A 17,673-nucleotide genomic window follows, 5' to 3' on the forward strand; every position below is an offset into this window, starting at 1 on the left:
CGGCCTAGCGTGTGCTTCGTTTGAATCCGATGACGCATGTGGAGGCACGTGTCATGCCCACCGTCCCCGTCCCGGCCATTGAGGCGGTGCAGGGTTTCGTACCGCGCCGGTCGGTCGCCATCGAGGAGGTGGCCGACCGGATGGGGATCAACCGGCACCAGCTCCGGCTGTTCCAGCGCGTCCACGGCCTGGCACGGCTGCCCATGGACCCCGACCTCGACCTGATCGACCTGCTGAGCACGCCGGCCCGGGCGCTCGTCCCCACCGCGGCCGACCGGGACCGGATCCGCTACCTGATCTACGCGCACACCGCGCCGGACGTCGCGCCCGCGCACGTCAGCACGGCTCAGGAGCTCTGCCGCAGGCTGGACCTGCCGAAGGCCGAGGCGTTCGCGGTCACCCAGCAGAACTGCGCGAGCGGGCTCGCCGCCGTCGACGTCGCCGTGCAGCTGCTGCTGGCGGACGGTGACGCGGGAGCGCGCGCGCTCGTCGTGACCGGTGAGAAGCCGACCTCGCGGATCTTCTCCGTGATCCCCAACACGACACTGATGGGGGAGGGGTCGGCCGCCTGCCTGGTCGGCGTGGGCGGCGCCGGCCGGCGCATCAGGTCGTACGCGGTGCGGACGCGCGGCGAATACGCGCAGCTGTACCGGCCGCAGCCCGACGTGCTCGCGGATTTCTTCACCTCCTACACGCCGACCGTTGTGGAGATCCTTCGCCAGGCCGTTCACGAGGCGGGCCTGAGGCCGGAGGAGATAACGATGATCGTGCCGCACAACGTGAACAACTCGTCGTGGCGGAGCGTAATCCGCGAACTGGGTTTCGGGGTCGAGCGAATTTATCTCGACAACGTTCCCCGGCTCGGCCACTGTTTCGGATCGGACCCATTCATCAATCTCGCCAGCATGCGTGACGAGGGCCGGCTGCGCGACGACGGCGTGTATCTGCTCGCCGCCGTCGGCCTGGGCGCGACGTACGCCGCGATGGTGATCGGCGGATAGGGGCAACGCTGTGACACGTGAGAGCACCGACTACCTCCGGCGGCTCAAGACCGCGCTGACCGGGGATCCGGCCACGCCGCTGGCCTTCCTGTGCAACTTCGAGGTGGAGACCCAGTGGGCGCGCCACCACATCGGCCTGCCGGCGCCGGCGGCGGCGCCGACGGAAGTGGTCCAGCGGATGGAGGAGCTCGGCCTCCTGCTCGCCGGGCCCGGCGACGTCATCCTCGTCAAGAACGCGCCCGACCAGGGTTACCTCCGCTACCTCGGCGAGGATCTCGGGATCGGCCTTCCGGCGGTGCTCGTGCCGGAGACGACGACCGGGGACAGGTCGACCGCTGAGGACCTGCTGAACTCGCCGCAGGCGCTCGACCGGCTGAGCGCCCTCGGCCGGCGGGGCGCCCGGCTCATCCCCATGGGGACCTCGGAGTTCGAGGAGAAGCTGGCGGTCTCCGCCCAGGTGCCGCTGGCCGTGCCGGACGCCGCGACGTTCGAGCGGGTGAACAGCAAGATCTACAGCCGCCGCATCACCGAGGAGCTCGGGCTGCCCCCCGTGCCCGGATGGTGCTGCGAGACGCTCGGCGAGCTGCGGCACGCGCTCGCCCAGGCCGCCGGCCTCCCGGGACCGGTGGTGGTCAAGGACGCGTACGGCGTCTCCGGCAAGGGGCTGGTCGTGCTCGACACCGCGGCGAAGGCCGACCGGCTGGTGCGCATCCTGGAACGGCGCGCGGCCCGCACCGGCGACGACCGCGTCGCGCTGGTGGTCGAGCACTGGATCCCCAAGCGCGCCGACCTCAACTACCAGATCACCGTCGACCGCCGTGGCGGCGTGCGGCTCGACTTCGTCAAGCAGGCGCTGACCGAGCGCGGCGTCCACCAGGGGCACCTCATGCCCGCGGACCTGAACGACGACCAGCACGCGCTGCTGCGCCGCGCCGCCGAGGAGGTGGGCGGCCGGCTGGCCGCCGACGGGTTCTTCGGGGTGGCGGGCATCGACGCCATCGTCGCGGACGACGAACGGGTCCACCCCGTCCTGGAGATCAACGCCAGGTTCAACATGTCGACCTACCAGGGTGGGATGACCGAGCGCTTCCACGCCCCCGGTCACGTCGCCCTCGCCCGGCACTACCCGGTGCGGTCCGCGGCGCCGCTCGTCTTCGACGACCTGCGCCGGGTCCTCGGCCCGCTGCTGTTCCCGGCGTCCGGCGGCCGGTTGATCGTCACCTGCTTCGGCACGGTGAACATCGGCACCGGCAACGCCGGCACAGGTGACGGCACGCCGCACCAGGGCCGGCTCTACACCCTGCTCACCGCTCCTGACCACGACCGGCTGACCGCGCTCGACAGGGCCGTCCAGGCCGCTCTCGCCGGTGTGATCCAGCCCAGGGAGGACTCATGACCGACGCGTACGCCGTGCAGGGCATTCCGGTCGCCGATCTCGCCGACCGGTTCGGCACCCCTCTGTACATCTACGACGCCGATGTGCTGACCGACGCCTACACGGAGCTCCGGCGGCGCCTGCATCCCGCCGTCGACATCTTCTACTCGGCCAAGGCCAACCCGAACGTCAGCGTCTGCTCCGTCATGCGGTCGCTCGGCGCCGGCCTCGAGGTGTCCTCGATGGCGGAGCTCGCGACGGCGCGGTGGGCCGGCGCGGCGCCGGACGACGTCATCTTCCTCGGGCCGGGCAAGTCCGAGGGCGAGCTCCGGGCCTGCCTGGAGGACGGTATCGCGGCCGTCGTCTGCGAGTCGCTCGAAGAGCTGGCCGCGCTCGACCGGCTCGGCCGGCCCGGGACCCGCGTCCTGCTGCGGGTCAACCCGGCGTTCACCACCAAGGGGGCCCGCCTGTCGATGGGCGGCAAGCCCCGGCAGTTCGGCATCGACCACGAACTGCTGCTGGAGAGCGCGCCGGCGCTGCGCGCGCTGCGCAACGTGCGCGTCACCGGGATCCACGCGTACATGGGCACCCGCATCCTCGACGAGGACGGCGTCGTCCAGAACACCGCCGGCATCCTCGCCGCCGCGCGCGAGCTGAGCGCCACGCTCGGCTTCCCGCTCGAGACCGTCGACATCGGCGGAGGTCTCGGCATCGCGTACTTCGAGAACGAGAAGGACCTCGACCTCGACCGGCTGACCGACGGGGTCAACGCGGTCGTCGGGGAGTTCGCCGCGGAACACCCGGACTGCCGGGTGATCATGGAACTCGGCCGCTACCTCGCGGGCCGCTCCGGCACGTACGTCGTCCGGGCCAGGTACGTGAAGCAGTCGAAGGGGGAGTGGTTCGTCGTCACCGACGGCGGGATGAACCACCACATGGCCGCCGTCGGGGTGGGCAGCTTCGTCAAGCGCAACTTCCCCATCCGGTCGATCGACCACCCCGGGGAGCTCGCCGACCGCCGCTACACCATCACCGGCCCGCTGTGCACCCCCGACGACGTGCTCGGCCGCAAGGTGGCCCTGCCCGAGGTGCGGCCCGGCGACCTGATCGGGGTCGAGCGCTCGGGCGCCTACGGGCCCACGTCGTCCCCGGTGCTGTTCCTCAGCCACGGATACCCGGCCGAGGTCCTCGTCTCCGGCGGCACCGCGCATCTCGTCCGGCACCGCGACACCGTCGAGGACCTGCTGGGCAGGCAGGTCCTCGTCGACCGGCCGGGCCCGGCCGCCGGGCCCGCGGCGGAGCCGACCGCCGTACAGCGAGTCGCACAGCCCGTCGCACAGCCTGTCGCGCAGTGAACCGTCCCACAGTGAGAAGGGAAGACCGGCAATGAACCGATCCGAGATAGTGGCAGCGGTCGTCCGGGCCGTCGGCGAGGTGCTCCAGCGGGATGTGCCCGACGTGACGGAGGACACCCGGCTGTTCGACGACCTTCAGCTCGACTCCACGTCGATCCTCGAACTGCTCATGGCCGTGGAGGACACGATGGTCGTCGAGATCGACCCCGAGGGTCTCGACATGGACAGCTTCCGCACCATCGGCACCCTGGTCGACTACCTCCAGGGGCTCGTGGACCTCGTCTCCACCGGCAACGCCGGCTGACGCACCGTCATGGCCCTGTCACTGGAGACCGCGGTCGCCTACGTGCCGCGTACCACCCGTCCGTGCCACTTCGAACCCGACATCGCCGAGTTCAACGAGGGTGTGCTCGCCCCGTACGGGATGCGTTTCGACACGTCGTTCGCGGCGGGCGGGAGCAACGCGACCTTCCTGGAGCTCGCCGAGGGGGTGCTGCGGGCGGCCCCCGGCCCGCTGCCCGGCCCGGACCTGCTGATCGTCGCGTACGCGCTGCCCGACCCGCACGCGCCGGAGAAGACCCTGGCGGCGCACCTCGGTCACGTGCTCGGTGGCCGGTCCATGAGTTTCGCGGTCTCCGAGCAGGGGCTCGGCGCACCGTTCACGGCACTGCGGATCGCCGGCGCCTATCTGCGGTCCGGGCGTTGCCACAGCGCCGCCGTGCTGGTCGTCGAGCAGACGACGTATCCCTACCCGGAGCCGTTCGTCCAGGACGGCGACCTGGTGGACTCGGCGGTGCTGCTGGTGCTCGGCGGCGCGGGCGGCTGGGAACTGGCCGGGCTCGCCTCGGCGGGGCCGAACCGGGATCTCGCCGCCCTGCTCGACGAGCCGCCCGGGCTGCCGGAGGGTTCCGATCCCGGGGACCGGCTGGTGGTGACCGGTTCGTGGGCCGCCACCGCCGAGACGGGCCCGGCCGGGCCGAAGGCCCACCAGGCGCCGCCCGGCTCCTACTGCACCGGGGTCTGGCTGGAGTTCGCCAGGCACCACGCCGAATGGGGCGCCGCCTACCGGACGATCGTGCTCGGCGACACCGATCCGCGCACCGGGATCAGCCACGTCGCCACGTTCACCCGCCGCGAGGCCGCCACCGGGGGAGAGCGCCGATGACCACAGCCGTTCTCGGGAGCTACCCGCCCCTGCTCGACGCCCTGCACGCCGACGTGACATCCGGCGGGTTCGTCGCCTCGCCGTCCGGATGCGTCCTCGCCTCGGCGGAGGCGCTCGGCGTGGCCGGGCCGGGCGGGTTCAGCCGCTTCGGGCTCGCGTGCGTGCCCGCGTCCGCCGGCAGCGCCCGCGACGACGCGACGGCCGCCCGGTTCGCCGAGGGCCTGCTCGCGCTGCAGCACACTGTGCTCCGCCGGACGCTGGCGCACACGATCACCCGCCTGGGCGAACGGGTCAGCGAGGGCACCAGCCTGCTGGCGCGGCCGCAGCTCCAGGCCGACCTGGCCGACGTCGCGATGGAGTTGCAGGAGGAGGCGGCGGAACCGGAGGAGGAGACCGGCCGAGACGTCCGCTGGGCCCGCCACCAGCGCCTGACCAGCACCGGCCGGGTCCTACTCCGCCTCCTCGGCGGATACGGCATGCTCGCCGAGGGACCCGGCGCCGACCTCTACCTGGCCGAGGTGGCGGGGAACGTCTACCTCCAGCCCGGCCCGGACCACCGCGTACGGCCGGAGACGGAGGACCACCATGCCTGAGACCGCGCCGTACGCCCTGGACACGCGCGGCGAGCGGATGGACGCGCTCGAACAGTACTTCCGGGAGGCCGCGCGGGAGCTGCGCGAGCCGGGCGCGGAGCTCGACGCCGATCCGGACGCCATCCACCGGTTCCTCCACCTGCCCGCCGTACGGCTCCAGCAGCACATGCTCACCCCGGCGCGGTTCGCCCGCCACGACGACCTCCTGCCGTCCTTCGTGCCCGCGGAGGCCTCGTGCGCCGAGTGGATCCTCGCGGCGGAGTGGCTCGCGTACGGCGATCCGGGCATGACGCTGGCCAGCCCGGGGCCCGCCCTGTCGACGGTGGTCCTGCGGGCCCTGGCCGACGAGGCGCAGCAGGACTGGTTCTTCGGCCGGACCTCCGACTGGCCCACGTGGGCCTTCTTCGCGCTGACCGAACCGGAGAAGGGCTCGGCGGCGACCGAGCTCACGGCCCGCCTGGACCCCGATCCCTCCGGCGACGGATGGGTGCTGAGCGGCGAGAAGATGTACATCGGCAACGGCGCGCACGCGCGGGTCGGCGTGGTGTTCTGCCGCCGGGCCTCGGGACCGTGGGGCATCGAGGCCGTCATGGTGGACACCGGCGACCCCGGATTCCACGCCGAGACGCTCCCGATCATCGGGTTGCGCGGCGCGCGGATCAGCCGGCTGCGCTTCGACGGGATGCGCATCCCGCCCGAGCGGGTGCTCGGCCGCCACCGGCCGCGCAGCCGGCGCGGGCTGCAGGGGGCGCTGCAGGCCATGCTGTGGTTCCGGCCCAGCGTCGCCGCGTTCGCCCTGGGCGTGGGCCGGGCGGCCTGCGACTACGTGCTGGAACAGCGGCCCGCGCTCGCCGGCGCGGACCGAGCCGAGGTCGACGGCACGATCGACCGGCTGAACCGGCTGCGCCGCCTCCTCCGCGACGTCGCGGCGGAGATCGACGCCGGGTCGCCCAACACGTTCCGGGTCAGCGGCGTCAAGATGCGCGCCGCGCGCCTCGCCGAGGACGCCACCCTGCTGGCGGCCCGGCTGCTCGGCCCGGCGTCGCTGGTCGAGCATCCCCGGCTGGACAAGCTGTACCGGGACGTGCGGGCCTTCGAGTTCATGGAGGGCACCGGCAACATCCACCGCCGCGGCGTCTTCCAGGGGCTGTTGCGGGACGACTATTTCACATCGCGAGACCGGGACGTCCGCCCCGGACGTGTGGTCGAAGGGGTGGTCTGATGCGTGTCGGTGTCGACCTGATGTCCATCGGCGAACTGGACCGGCTGCGCGCCCGCCGCTGGTTCGACGACTACGCGTTCGCCCCGGCGGAACTCGCGGCGGCCAAGGGCCTGTCGGAGGAGCGCGGCAGGGAGTTCCTGGCCGGCCGGTTCGCCGCCAAGGAGGCCGTGCTCAAGGTGTTCCGGATGGGGCTCTTCCAGGGCGTCGCGCCCCGCGAGATCGTGGTCGCCCGCGCCTTCTCCGGAGCCCCCGAGGTCACGCTGGAGGGCGCCGCCCGCACGGCCGCCGACGCCGCCGGCGTCCGCGGCGTCGACGTCTCCATCACACACAAGGGTGACCTGGTCGTCGCCGTCGCGGCGGCCTGGTCGTGAGCACATCAGGAGCGGTCGTGCCCATCATCCAGGCCACCGGGCTTACCCGCACGTTCACCGTCGGCGGCAGGACGGTCGAGGCCGTCCGGGGCGTCGACTTCGAGGTCCGTCCCGGCGAGATCATCGGATTCCTGGGGCCGAACGGCGCCGGGAAGACCACCACCCTGCGCATCCTGACCACGATGCTCAAGCCCACCTCGGGCCGGGCGACCGTCGTCGGCGTCGACGTGGACGCCGACCCGGCCGGCGTCCGCCGCCGCATCGGCTACGTGGCGCAGGCCGGCGGCACCGACGGCAACTGCCGGGTGGCCGAGGAACTGATCCTCCAGGCGCGGCTGTACGGGATCGGCAAACAGGACGCGGAGCGCCGGGCCGCCGACCTGTGCGAGCGTCTCGACCTCACCGGCCTCGCGGACCGGCCGATCCGTACGCTGTCGGGCGGCCAGCGGCGGCGCACCGACATCGCCCTCGGGCTCGTCCACGAGCCGCCGCTGGTCTTCCTGGACGAGCCGTCCGTGGGCCTGGACCCGCAGAGCCGCAGCGACCTGTGGACGCACATCCGCCGCCTGCGCGACGAACACGGCACCACGGTCTTCCTCACCACGCACTACCTCGACGAGGCCGACTCCCTCTGTGACCGGATCCTGGTGATGAACCACGGGCGGGTCATCGCGGAGGGCACCCCCGACGCCCTCAAGCGCCGGATCTCCGGCGACGTGGTCAGCCTGACCCTCGGCGGCGACGCCGACCACGCGAAGGCGGTGCTCGCCGAGTGCCCCGGCCTGGACGAGATCGCCGTCTCCGGGCAGACCGTACGGCTGACCGCGCGCGGCGGTGAGCAGGCGCTCGTCTGGCTGATGCGCACGGCGGACCAGGCCGGCCTCGACCTGCGATCCGTCAACATCGCCCGGCCGACGCTGGACGACGTCTTCCTCGCCCTGACCGGATCCTCGCTGAACGAGAACCACTCGTGATCCCGTCGCGGCGGCGGCCCCGACCTTAGAGGAGCGTGCATGTCCCTCATATCCGAAAGTTCGCTGATCTTCGTCAGGCAGATGCGGCTGTCGCTGCGCTCCCCGGCGTGGCCGATCATCGGCCTGTTCCAGCCGGCGCTCTACCTGGCCTTCCTCGGCCCGCTGCTGGTCAGCGTGGCCGGGGCCGGGGTCGACGGGCTGCCGGCCGGGGCGGCGTGGCGTTTCTTCGTGCCCGGCCTGCTGATCCAGCTCGGCCTGTTCGGCCCCCTGTTCGCCGGCCTGTCCATCATCGCCGACCTGCGCTCGGGCGTGTTCGAGCGGATGCGGGTCACTCCGGTGAGCCGTTTCGCCCTGCTCGCCGGCCGGGTCATGCGGGACACCGTGGTCCTGCTCGTCCAGACGGTGGTCCTGCTCGCCGTGGCGTACGTGTTCGGCCTGCGCGCGCCGCTGGTCGGCCTCCTCCTGATGTTCCTCTTCGTCGCCGCCATCGCGGTCGGGCTGTCCGCCCTGTCACACGGGCTCGGCCTGCTCGTGCGCAACGAGGAGTCGTTCACGCCCCTGCTGAACGTGGCGGCCATCCCGCTGCTGCTCCTCTCCGGGATCCTGCTTCCGATGACCCTCGCGCCCGCGTGGCTCGACGTCATCTCCCGGCTCACGCCGTTCCGTTACATCGTGGACGGCATGCGCACCGCCCTCTACGGCGACTACACCGGTTCGGTCGTCGTGACGGGCGCCGCGGTCGCCGTCGTCACCGCCGTGGTCTGCCTGGTGCTCGGCGCCCGCCTCTTCTCCAGAAGGCACGCGTGAGGACGGCTCCTCATGCGGGGGCGGGCGTCACGGCAGCGCGTCCCCGCGACGGTCGCCGAGCAGTTCCCGCAACCGGCCCACGCGCGGGTCGTCCGACTCCTCGCAGATCGTGAGCGCCTCACGGAGCGCCACCCGGGCGGGGGCCTCCTCACGGACGTCGCGGTAGACCTCGCCGAGGTGGAGCAGCGTGGTCGCCGCGCCGTGCCGGTCGCCCAGCTCACGGCGTACCTGGAGCGCGGCGCGCAGGAGATCGACGGCGCGGTCGCCGCATCGGAGGGTCTGGTAGGCCACGCCCATGGTGTCGAGCACGCGCGCCTCGCCGTTCCGGTCACCGAGCTTGGTGAACACGGCGAGCGCGTCGGAGAGGAACCGGAGGGCCTGGTCGATCTGACCGATCCGCAGATAGGTCTCGCCGATCCGGCCGAGCGCGGTGGCCGTCTCGCGCGCGCCGCCGATCTCACGGCTCAGGGCGAGGGCCTCGCGCAACCGGACGAGCGCGGTCGCCGTACGGCCGAACGTGCGGCAGATGTCGCCGAGATCGTTCAGGGAGGCGCACTCGGCCGCGCGGTCGCCCACGCGCCGCCAGATCACGAGAGCCTGCTCGCAGCACTCCAGCGCCTCGTCGAGACTGCCCAGGTCACGGTGGACCGCGGCGAGACCGTCCAGCATCCAGGCCTCGCCCACCTCGTCCTTGCCGTCCCGCGCGGCGGTCAGACCGGCCTGGTACGCCGAGACCCATTCGGCCCACGGCTTGCGCAGGACGAAGTAGCTCCCTCCGGCGTCGGCCAGCCGCCAGGCGAGGACGGTGTGGCCCGTGCCGGCGGCGTGCCGTACGACGGCGGCCAGGTTGGCGCGCTCGGCGTCGAACCAGTCGAGCGCCTCGGCATAGTCGGCGAACGTGCTCGGCCGCTCGCCGGGAGGGCCGGACTCCGCGCGGCGGCGCAGGGGATCGATCCGGCGGCCGGCGGCGTCCGCGGTGTGCAGATACCACCCGAGCAGCCGGCGTACGGCCGCGGACCGCTCCTCCGCGGACTCGTCGGCCTCGGCGCACTCGGCGGCGTACAACCGGACCAGGTCGTGGAAGCGGTACCGCCCGGAGTCGGCCTCCTCCAGCAGGTGGACGGCGGCCAGCGCCTCCAGCAGGCGCTGCGCCTGGGAGCGGCCGGTCCCGGCCAGCGCGGCGGCCGCCGGAACGCCGAGGTCGGCGCCGCGGTGCAGGCCGAGCAGCCGGAACATGCGGGCGGCGTCCGGCGGCAGCGCCCGGTAGGACCAGGAGAACACCGAGCGGACCGTGGTCGCCTCGTCCTCGGTCGTGGCCAGCAGGTTCAACCGCTCGCGGGTGACCGCGAGCTCGGTGGCGAGGGCCGCCAGCCGCACCGACGGCCGTGCCTGCGCCCGTTCGGCCGCGATGCGAAGCGCCAGCGGAAGATAGCCGCACCTCCTGGCGATCTCCGCCGCGGCCTCGGGCTCCTCCGCGACACGACGGTCGCCGATGGCCTCCCCGAGCTGCGTCAGCGCCTCGTACTCCGGCAGCGGCGCGAGCACGAGGCGTGCGGCGCCGTCCCTGGCGACCAGGCCGGACAACCGGCTGCGGCTGGTCACCACCAGCCGGCATCCGGCCGAGCCCGGGATCAGCGGGCGCACCTGGTCGGCCGTCGCCGCGTTGTCGACGACGATCAGGACGCGCCTGCCGTCCAGCAGGGTGCGCAGCCGGGCCGCGCGCGGCTCCAGACCGGCGGGTATGGACGCGGGGGAGCAGCCGAGGTCGCGGAGGAAGCGGGCGAGCACCTCGGCGGGCTCGGCGGGAGCGCCGGTCGGATCGAAGCCGCGCAGATCCGCGAACAGGCACCCGTCGGGAAACCGGGGGGCGGCGCGGTGGGACCAGTACAGCGCCGTCGCCGTCTTGCCGACACCGGCCGGGCCGGAGACGACCACCATCTGATGGCTCCGCCGGGCGTCGTCGAGTTCGGCCAGCGCGGCCGCGCGGCCGGCGAAGGCGCGGGGGGCGGCCGGAAGCTGCGCGGGACGCCGGAACCCGTCCTGGTGCCGGCGGCGCGCCGGCACCAGCCCGGCGAGGGCTCCCTCGGCCCGGAGCACCTCGTCACAGCGTCTGGCCACCAGCGGCGTCGGCGGGCGTTCGCCCGTCTCGATCCTGCTCAGGTAGCCCTTGCTGTAGTGGGTCAGCGCCGAGAGCGACGCCAGCGACAGGCCGCGCTCCCTGCGTAGATCCCGAAGTGCGACTCCGAACGACGCGTTCTCCATCGAAACCCCAGATGCGGCGAACGTCGGACCGCCGTGACGCGGTGCCTCCGGGACGTCGCCCCCTCCGGACCTCCTCTCGGCACACCTCGTCCCGCGCGATCATGTGGCCCCGTGCCGCGTCCAGCCGGTGTACGAGAAGGCCATCTCGCGATCTATCGACTATTCAAGCACTAATTGCCTCAATTGCCATATAGGCATCGTTTGTGCCAGTTTCGGACTGAATGTTTCTGATTTACGGCTCCGCCGCAGATTCGCTGGCTTACTTGTAGTGCTGCCGAATCGCCCTGTGTCATCCACGGGAGTGAGCTTCGAAGCGGTCATGTTCCGGAGTTTCGGTCGCGGAGGACGCGACGGCCGCCCCAGGCCGCGCTACGCCGGTTCCCTGAGGGCAGACCCCGCCGCGGCCCGCTTGTGGGTGACGGGGCGGCGCCGGGCCGGCATGCCGAGCGTCGGGTTGGCGACGCCCCAGGCGGCGCCCTTGCAGACCAGTTCCTTGTAGAGGGCGGCGAGCCGCCCGGTCAGGGCCGCCGGCACGGCTCGGTCGTCGGCGGTGACGAACTGGATCAGACCGTCCTTGCGGCCCAGCGAGACGCACTGGTTGAAGTAGCGGATCGACACGTGGGGAAGCTTGCCGCCGGTCAGGCGAGCCGCGATCGCGTCGGCCGCCTGCCAGGCGCTCGGGGTGCCCGAGGCGCACGACATCCGCAGCGGCTTGTTCCCGGGGCCCATCGCCATGGCCGCGTCGCCGACGGCGTACACGTCCGGGTGCGAGACCGAGCGCAGCGTCCCGTCGACCACGATCTGTCCGGTTTCGCTGACCTCCAGGGTGGTCGCCTGCGCGATCGGGTGGACCGCGAACCCGGTGGCCCACACGGTGACCGCGGCCGGGACGGCCGTGCCGTCGGCGGCGACGACGCGGTCGGCCTCGACGGAGCCGACGGTGAAGTGCTCGTGGACGGTGATCCCGAGCCTGCCGAAGACCTTCCGCAGATGCTCGCGGCCCTTGGGCGAGAGCCAGTCGCCGAGGCCGTCGCGGGCGGCGAGGGCGACGCGGAGGTCCGGGCGCGCCTCGGCGATCTCGGTCGCGGCCTCCACACCGGTGAGGCCCCCGCCGACGACGACCACGGTCTGCCCGGCGCCGAGGCGGGCCAGGCGCTCGCGCAGCCGCAGCGCGCCGGGACGGCCGGCGATCTCGTACGCGTGCTCGGCGGTTCCCGGGACGCCCTGGGGATTCCAGCCGCTGCCGAGGGCGTAGACGAGCGTGTCGTAGGCGAGTTCTCCGTCGCCGTCCGCGCCGGTGACGGCGACGGTCCTGCGGTCGACGTCGACGCCGGTGACCTTCGCGATCCTCACCTCGACGCCGGTGCCCGCGAACATCTCGGCGAACGGCCGGGGCTTGAGGCGCTGGCCGGTCGCCAGCTGGTGCATCCGGACGCGTTCGACGAAGTCGGGCTCGGCGTTGACGAGGGTGATGGCGACGTCCTCGCGGCGGAGCCGCTTGGCGAGGCGTCCGGCGGCGATGGCTCCGGCGTATCCGGCGCCGAGGACGACGATGCGGTGCTGCATGTCCCTGCTCCTGTCGTGTGGTGATCTGCCCCTTGAACCGGGCAGCGCGCCGTTTGCTGACAGGAACGCGATGTGAAGCGCCTCACACCGGGTTCAGAAGGCGGTGGCCAGCGGCTTCCCGTGGTCGGCGAGCGCCCAGAGCGCCGTGGCGCGTTCGAGCTTGTCGGGATTGACCTGGTTGCGGCACGCGGCGATGCCCTCGGCGGTGACCTCCAGGCACATGACGCCGACGACCCGGCCGTTCACGACGGCCACGACGGCGGGGTCGCCGTTGGCGGTCGACGCGTAGAGTCCGGGCGCGCCGCCGGCGAGGGCGCGCTTGGCCTCGCCGGGTCTGAACAGGCCCCGGAGGAACTTCGCGACCGCGATGGCGCCCTCGAAAGCCTTGGCCCGGGCGGGGACCTTCCCGCCGCCGTCGCCGATCGAGACGGCGTCCTCGGTGAGCATGCGTACGAGCGGCTCGATCCGGCCGCTGGCGGCGGCCGCGAGGAACTCCTCGACGATCCGCCGGGCGGCGGCCTGGTCGATCTCGGCCCGGGCCCTGCCGTCCGCGACGTGCTTCCTGGCGCGGTGGAAGATCTGCTGGCTGGCGGCCTCGGTGATGTCGAGGATCTCGGCGATGTCCCGGTGCGGGTAGCCGAAGGCCTCCCGCAGCACGTACACGGCCCGTTCACTGGGGGAGAGGCGCTCCATGAGGGTGAGGACCGCGTACGAGACCGACTCGCGCTGCTCGGCGGTGTCGGCCGGGCCGAGCATCGGGTCTCCGGCGAGCAGCGGCTCCGGCAGCCACTGGCCCACATAGGTCTCGCGGCGCGCCCGCGCGGAGGTGAGCAGGTTGAGGCACAGGTTGGTGAGCACCTTCGTCAGCCAGGCCTCGGGAACCTCGACGTGGTCGACGTCGGCGGCCTGCCAGCGCAGGAACGTCTCCTGTACGGCGTCCTCTGCCTCCCCGGCGGAGCCGAGAAGCCGGTAGGCGATGGCCTCCAGGCGCGGCCTGGCCGCTTCGAACCGGTCGACGTCACTCGCGGTCAAGGGCATGCCCCGATCCTAGGTCGCCGATCCGCCGCCCCCGCGCCGGGGCCGTGGCCGGCGTCCGGGCTCGGTGTTCAGGGGCCCCGGTGTTCAGGGCTCGGTCGCGAGGATGTCGCGGGCGGTCATCAGGGCGAAGCCGAGCAGGTTGAGGCCCTGCCAGGTGGCGGGGGAGGCGGCGCGTTCGTCGCCGGCGGTCAGGCCGATGCCCCAGATCCGGTCGTTCGGGCTGGCCTCCACCAACACCCGGCCGGTGGTCGCGAGGAGGAAGCGGCGCAGGTCGGCGTGCTGGCCGAACTTCGCGACGCTGCCGCGGACCACGATCTCGAACCGGTGGGCGTTCCAGACCTGCTCGTCGAAGTCGCGTACGGCGCGGCCGAGGGTCTTGGCCTCGTTCGGGTGACCCGCGGCGAGGATCTTCCCGGCGGTCTGGTCGTCGCCGAACAGCCAGGCCTTGTGCGCCATCATGTAGTGCTCGGCGGAGGCGAAGGCGTGGCCGTCCTCGGTGAAGGCGACCGGCCACCACTGCGACAGGCAGCCGGGGCCGACGCCGCCGTCGCGCGGGGGCCGGTGACCCCAGAAGTACAGGTAACGAAGGGCGTGACCCGCGTGCTCCGCGGCGACCGCCTCGTCCACACTGCGCGGCAGCGCGATCTGCTCAGACACGTCCACACCGTGCCACACCCGGTCCCTTCCCCGCCATCGACTTACGCGGCGCTGCTGCTGCGGCGGCACGCCGCCGCAGCAGCAGCAGCGGGGGAGCGGGTCAGCAGTAGCCGAGCATGGTGGTCAGGGCGGACTTCTCGCCGCTCTGCAGGGTGAGGCCGTAGTACCACTTCACCTGGATCCACGCGCGGGCGTAGGTGCACCAGAAGGAGGTCAGGGACGGCTTCCAGGTGGTGGGGTCCTGGTCGCCCTTGGCCTGGTTGACGTTGTCGGTGACGGCCCACAGTTCGGGACCGCCGAGGTCGTTGGCGTACGCCTGGCGCTGGGCGGTGGTCCAGGCCCACGCACCGGACCGCCACGCCTCGGCGAGGGGGACCATGTGGTCGATGTCGACGTCGGAGGCCGCGTGCCAGGTCGCTCCGTCGTACGGGCTGTACCAGCTTCCGGAGACGGAGGCGCAGCTCGAGTCGGTCACCACGCCGCTGCCGTCCCGCTTGAGCACCTGCTCGCGGGTGTTGCAGGCGCCCGAGACGGTGATCCAGTGCGGGAAGAGGTCGCGGTTGTAGGTCGACTGGTGCGACTCGGCGGCCACGGTGAGCGAGGCCAGCCGGGAGGCTGCGGTGCTCGCGGACGGGATGTTCGGCGGGGTGGCGAGGGAGGGGCCGGTGGTCAGGGTGAGGAGGAGGGACAGGGCGCCGAGGGCGGTGGCGAGGGCGGCGAAGGCTCGTCTCACGAGCGTCCCCTTCTGCCTGCTGCTCCGGCCAGGAGAGGGGGCTGGACACGAACGGAGCAGTCAGACAGCTCGGACATTCGCTAATAGCGATAAATCCCGAAATAGCAGGTCGTAGTTATGCAAATTGACCTTTTTTGTCGGGCTTCGCCGACGACTTCCGCGAGGTGCGGTCGTACCTGCTCAAAAGGCCTCTCAGGGCCGCGGGAGGCGGGGTACGCCCCGCCATCGGGCAAATGAAGATTGTGTAAACGGCGGCGGATCCGCCCTTCCGGCACGGCCGCCTATGTGACATCGCACCGGCGATCAGGCAGGGTTGCCGGCGAACGAGGCATCGGCCGGCGTCCTGCCGGTGGCCGGCCACATCGTGATCCGGTGGCACCGTGTTCATGCGGAGTGGTCCGGCCGCGCGGAGCGCCCGGCCGGACCACACGTCGTCGAGGCGGCGTGGCTCGATGCCGCGGCTTGAGAGAGGAGGAGACACGCATGGCGACGTTCGTCCTCGTGCCCGGCGGTTGGCACGGCTCCTGGTCGTTCGAGGAGGTGGTTCCGCTGCTGGAGGGTGCCGGTCATGCCGTTCACGCCCTGACCCTGACCGGTCTGCGGCCGGACGACGACGACGCGACGGTCGCGGCCGCCAACCTCGACACGCACGCCGACGACGTGTTGCGCCTCCTCGATCGCGCCCGCATCACCGGTGCGACGCTGGTCGGCCACAGCTACGGCGGGATGGTGATCGCCGCCGCCGCCGACCGCGCCGACGGCCGGGTCTCACGACTGGTGCATCTCGACGCCTACGTACCGCGCGACGGCGAGTCGTGCTGGTCGTCGACGACCGAGCGCTACCGGGAGGCGTTCGCGGCCGGCGCCGCGGCCACCGGCTACGCCGTCCGGCCGCCGGACGGCGTCGATCCCCGCTGCCGTCCCCATCCCCTCGCCTCGTTCCTGCAGACGATCCGGCTCACGGGCGCGCTCGCCCGGGTCCCTCGCCGGGAGTTCGTCTACTGCTCGCGGTGGGAGGACCGGACGCCGTTCGCCGCGCTCCGCACCCGGCTCCAAGCCGATCCCGCATGGCAGGTCCACGACCTCCCGACCGGCCACGACGCGATGCACGAGGCCCCGGAGGCGGTCGCCGCGCTACTGCTCGGCGAAGGTGTCGCGCACGCATCGGCGCAGAGGCGGCAGGCCTGCCGTTGAGGGCCGCGCAAGCCCCACCGGTGCGACGGCCGCGGACATGTGTGGCGGCAGGACGCTGGCCGGGAGGCGCGCGGCCGGGACTGCCGCTCCTTCGGGACAGGCACCGCCCCCGCCGTGGTCACGCCGACGCTCGCGTACGCATGGCCGGGAGCGGGACGCTCACGAGCATGCCTCCGGTGGCACGTACTCGAAGGTGGGGCCCGCGGTGGTGCCGTCCGCGTCCGGCAGCAGCAACAGGGCGTCGGCCTGGGCCCTGAGCGTGTACATGGTGCCGACGGCGGCCCCGAGCAGCTTCGGCAGGCCGTCGAAGGCCTGCTCCAGCTGGTTCAGCAGGGTGCAGTAGGTGCGGTTGAACTCCTCCTGCGCGGTCCGGACGACGCTGCCCGGGGCGTGGTCGGACAGCCGCGGGTTGGGCCGCATCGGGCGTACGGCGGCCGGGTCCACGGAGATCGGCTCGCCGGTCGGCCCGGACTGCGGGGTGTCGCCCCGCCGGTAGCGCCGGCCGAGTTTGAGTTCCTGGAAGCGGTAGTAGTGCGCGACCTCGTCGCGGTCGGGGTGGAAGACGTCCTGGTCCCCGTCCCAGACCTCGCCCCGGGCCGAGCCCTCGCCCTCTTCGACGATCTCCTTCAGCGCCCCCAGCGCCGACTCCAGATCCTCCACCGCGAACAGCCGGCCCGTGGTGTGCCGGAAATGCCCGCTGTTCACCTGGCGGGCGGGGTCGCCGCAGAAGACCTCCCGTTCGCCGAGCCGCTCGCACAGCCGGCGCAGTCCCTGTTCGATCGCCTCGTAGAACTGCCCGATGGTCTCGTAGCCGTCGCCCTGCGCCGGGGCGCCGGGCGGCGCCGGCCGTTCCAGGCGCAGGAACATCTCCAGGGCCTCCGGGCCGAACGGGAGCAGCGACAGTTCCAGGTCGCTGTGGGGCAGCCGCCGGGGGTACGGCGGCAGCATCCCGGGCATGTCGAGACGCGGCCGGCCTCCGACGGCGTTGAGCAGGTTCGCCGCCAGCGCCAGGTGCAGCATCTCCTCGGCGAAGACGCTGCCCACCACCTCCACGGCCTCCGGATTGTCCTCCGGCCGCAGGGAGTACAGCGCGCACAGGTACGACGGCAGCGTCGCGTGTTCCAGCTCGACCGCCCACTGCAGGTGCTCACGCAGACTGTCGAGCGTGTCGATCCCCGCCGGACCGGGAACGGCGATGGTCCCGCGTGGTTCCGGATGTGTCATAAGAGCTCTACCTCCGTTGTCGATCTCAGGTGTGCGACCGGTCGTCCGATAGGACCGGACAGCCGCCGCGTTCGTGACAGCCCCGTAGGTCTCTCCGCGGTCCCCACCTCCGCGGTCCCCACCTCCACGGCCCCCA

17 protein-coding genes are annotated in these 17,673 nt (G+C 72.5%); 11 read left to right on the top strand and 6 right to left on the bottom strand.

Features of this window, described 5'->3' with window-relative positions; translation table 11 throughout:
* Positions 1 to 53: 53 nt before the first annotated feature.
* The 10 genes from HHX37_RS10465 to HHX37_RS10510 are packed head-to-tail and all read left to right on the top strand — an operon-like array spanning position 54 to position 8,863.
* Positions 54 to 1,001, top strand: coding sequence for a ketoacyl-ACP synthase III family protein (locus tag HHX37_RS10465; protein WP_182885269.1), 948 nt, complete (start codon positions 54 to 56; stop codon positions 999 to 1,001).
* A gap of 10 nt (positions 1,002 to 1,011) precedes the next feature.
* Positions 1,012 to 2,397 (top strand): ATP-grasp domain-containing protein, encoded by a 1,386-nt coding sequence (locus HHX37_RS10470; protein WP_182882162.1) that lies wholly within the window; start codon positions 1,012 to 1,014, stop codon positions 2,395 to 2,397.
* Positions 2,394 to 3,731, top strand: a complete 1,338-nt coding sequence (locus HHX37_RS10475) for a type III PLP-dependent enzyme (protein WP_182885270.1) — start codon at positions 2,394 to 2,396, stop codon at positions 3,729 to 3,731. Before HHX37_RS10470 ends, HHX37_RS10475 begins: the two co-directional genes overlap by 4 nt.
* Positions 3,732 to 3,762: 31 nt before the next feature.
* The gene (locus HHX37_RS10480) at positions 3,763 to 4,035 is read left to right on the top strand and encodes an acyl carrier protein (protein WP_111701597.1); all 273 of its coding nucleotides are present in this window, start codon (positions 3,763 to 3,765) and stop codon (positions 4,033 to 4,035) included.
* A 9-nt stretch (positions 4,036 to 4,044) separates the two neighbouring features.
* The gene (locus tag HHX37_RS10485) at positions 4,045 to 4,896 is read left to right on the top strand and encodes a hypothetical protein (protein ID WP_182885271.1); all 852 of its coding nucleotides are present in this window, start codon (positions 4,045 to 4,047) and stop codon (positions 4,894 to 4,896) included.
* Positions 4,893 to 5,489, top strand: a complete 597-nt coding sequence (locus HHX37_RS10490; protein ID WP_182882165.1) for a hypothetical protein — start codon at positions 4,893 to 4,895, stop codon at positions 5,487 to 5,489. Before HHX37_RS10485 ends, HHX37_RS10490 begins: the two co-directional genes overlap by 4 nt.
* Positions 5,482 to 6,711 (top strand): acyl-CoA dehydrogenase family protein, encoded by a 1,230-nt coding sequence (locus tag HHX37_RS10495; protein WP_220499449.1) that lies wholly within the window; start codon positions 5,482 to 5,484, stop codon positions 6,709 to 6,711. The genes HHX37_RS10490 and HHX37_RS10495 overlap by 8 nt, the downstream gene beginning before the upstream one ends.
* Positions 6,711 to 7,082, top strand: a complete 372-nt coding sequence (locus HHX37_RS10500) for a holo-ACP synthase (RefSeq protein WP_111701594.1) — start codon at positions 6,711 to 6,713, stop codon at positions 7,080 to 7,082. The genes HHX37_RS10495 and HHX37_RS10500 overlap by 1 nt, the downstream gene beginning before the upstream one ends.
* A gap of 23 nt (positions 7,083 to 7,105) precedes the next feature.
* Positions 7,106 to 8,056 carry an ABC transporter ATP-binding protein gene (locus HHX37_RS10505; protein WP_182876468.1) on the top strand — a complete coding sequence of 317 codons (951 nt, stop codon included), beginning with the start codon at positions 7,106 to 7,108 and terminating at the stop codon, positions 8,054 to 8,056.
* 39 nt (positions 8,057 to 8,095) lie between these two features.
* Complete coding sequence (locus HHX37_RS10510) at positions 8,096 to 8,863, top strand: ABC transporter permease (protein ID WP_111701593.1); 768 nt, start codon at positions 8,096 to 8,098, stop codon at positions 8,861 to 8,863.
* Between the two features lie 27 nt (positions 8,864 to 8,890).
* On the opposite strand, the gene HHX37_RS10515 is transcribed toward HHX37_RS10510, so the two are convergent.
* The 5 genes from HHX37_RS10515 to HHX37_RS10535 all read right to left on the bottom strand — a co-directional run bounded on the left by HHX37_RS10515 (position 8,891) and on the right by HHX37_RS10535 (position 15,119).
* A complete protein-coding gene (locus HHX37_RS10515) occupies positions 8,891 to 11,125 on the bottom strand; it encodes an ATP-binding protein (RefSeq protein ID WP_182885272.1) in 2,235 nt (744 codons plus the stop codon).
* Positions 11,126 to 11,494: 369 nt separating this feature from the next.
* A complete protein-coding gene (locus HHX37_RS10520; protein WP_182882167.1) occupies positions 11,495 to 12,691 on the bottom strand; it encodes an NAD(P)/FAD-dependent oxidoreductase in 1,197 nt (398 codons plus the stop codon).
* Between the two features lie 93 nt (positions 12,692 to 12,784).
* Positions 12,785 to 13,729 (bottom strand): RNA polymerase sigma factor SigJ, encoded by a 945-nt coding sequence (gene sigJ, locus HHX37_RS10525; protein WP_182885273.1) that lies wholly within the window; start codon positions 13,727 to 13,729, stop codon positions 12,785 to 12,787.
* Between the two features lie 84 nt (positions 13,730 to 13,813).
* Positions 13,814 to 14,392, bottom strand: a complete 579-nt coding sequence (locus tag HHX37_RS10530) for an NADAR family protein (RefSeq protein WP_182885274.1) — start codon at positions 14,390 to 14,392, stop codon at positions 13,814 to 13,816.
* 94 nt (positions 14,393 to 14,486) lie between these two features.
* On the bottom strand, positions 14,487 to 15,119 hold the full coding sequence (locus tag HHX37_RS10535; RefSeq protein ID WP_111701588.1) for an HNH endonuclease family protein: 633 nt from the start codon (positions 15,117 to 15,119) through the stop codon (positions 14,487 to 14,489).
* A gap of 483 nt (positions 15,120 to 15,602) precedes the next feature.
* Here HHX37_RS10535 and HHX37_RS10540 point away from each other — a divergent pair, with 483 nt between their 5' ends.
* Positions 15,603 to 16,313 (top strand): alpha/beta fold hydrolase, encoded by a 711-nt coding sequence (locus HHX37_RS10540; protein WP_182885275.1) that lies wholly within the window; start codon positions 15,603 to 15,605, stop codon positions 16,311 to 16,313.
* A gap of 159 nt (positions 16,314 to 16,472) precedes the next feature.
* Here HHX37_RS10540 and HHX37_RS10545 read toward each other — a convergent pair whose 3' ends face one another.
* Positions 16,473 to 17,537, bottom strand: a complete 1,065-nt coding sequence (locus tag HHX37_RS10545) for a ferritin-like domain-containing protein (protein ID WP_182885276.1) — start codon at positions 17,535 to 17,537, stop codon at positions 16,473 to 16,475.
* Positions 17,538 to 17,673: the final 136 nt, after the last annotated feature.

This window comes from Microbispora sp. H10885, from assembly GCF_014161415.1.
GTDB classification, from domain to species: Bacteria; Actinomycetota; Actinomycetes; order Streptosporangiales; family Streptosporangiaceae; genus Microbispora; species Microbispora triticiradicis.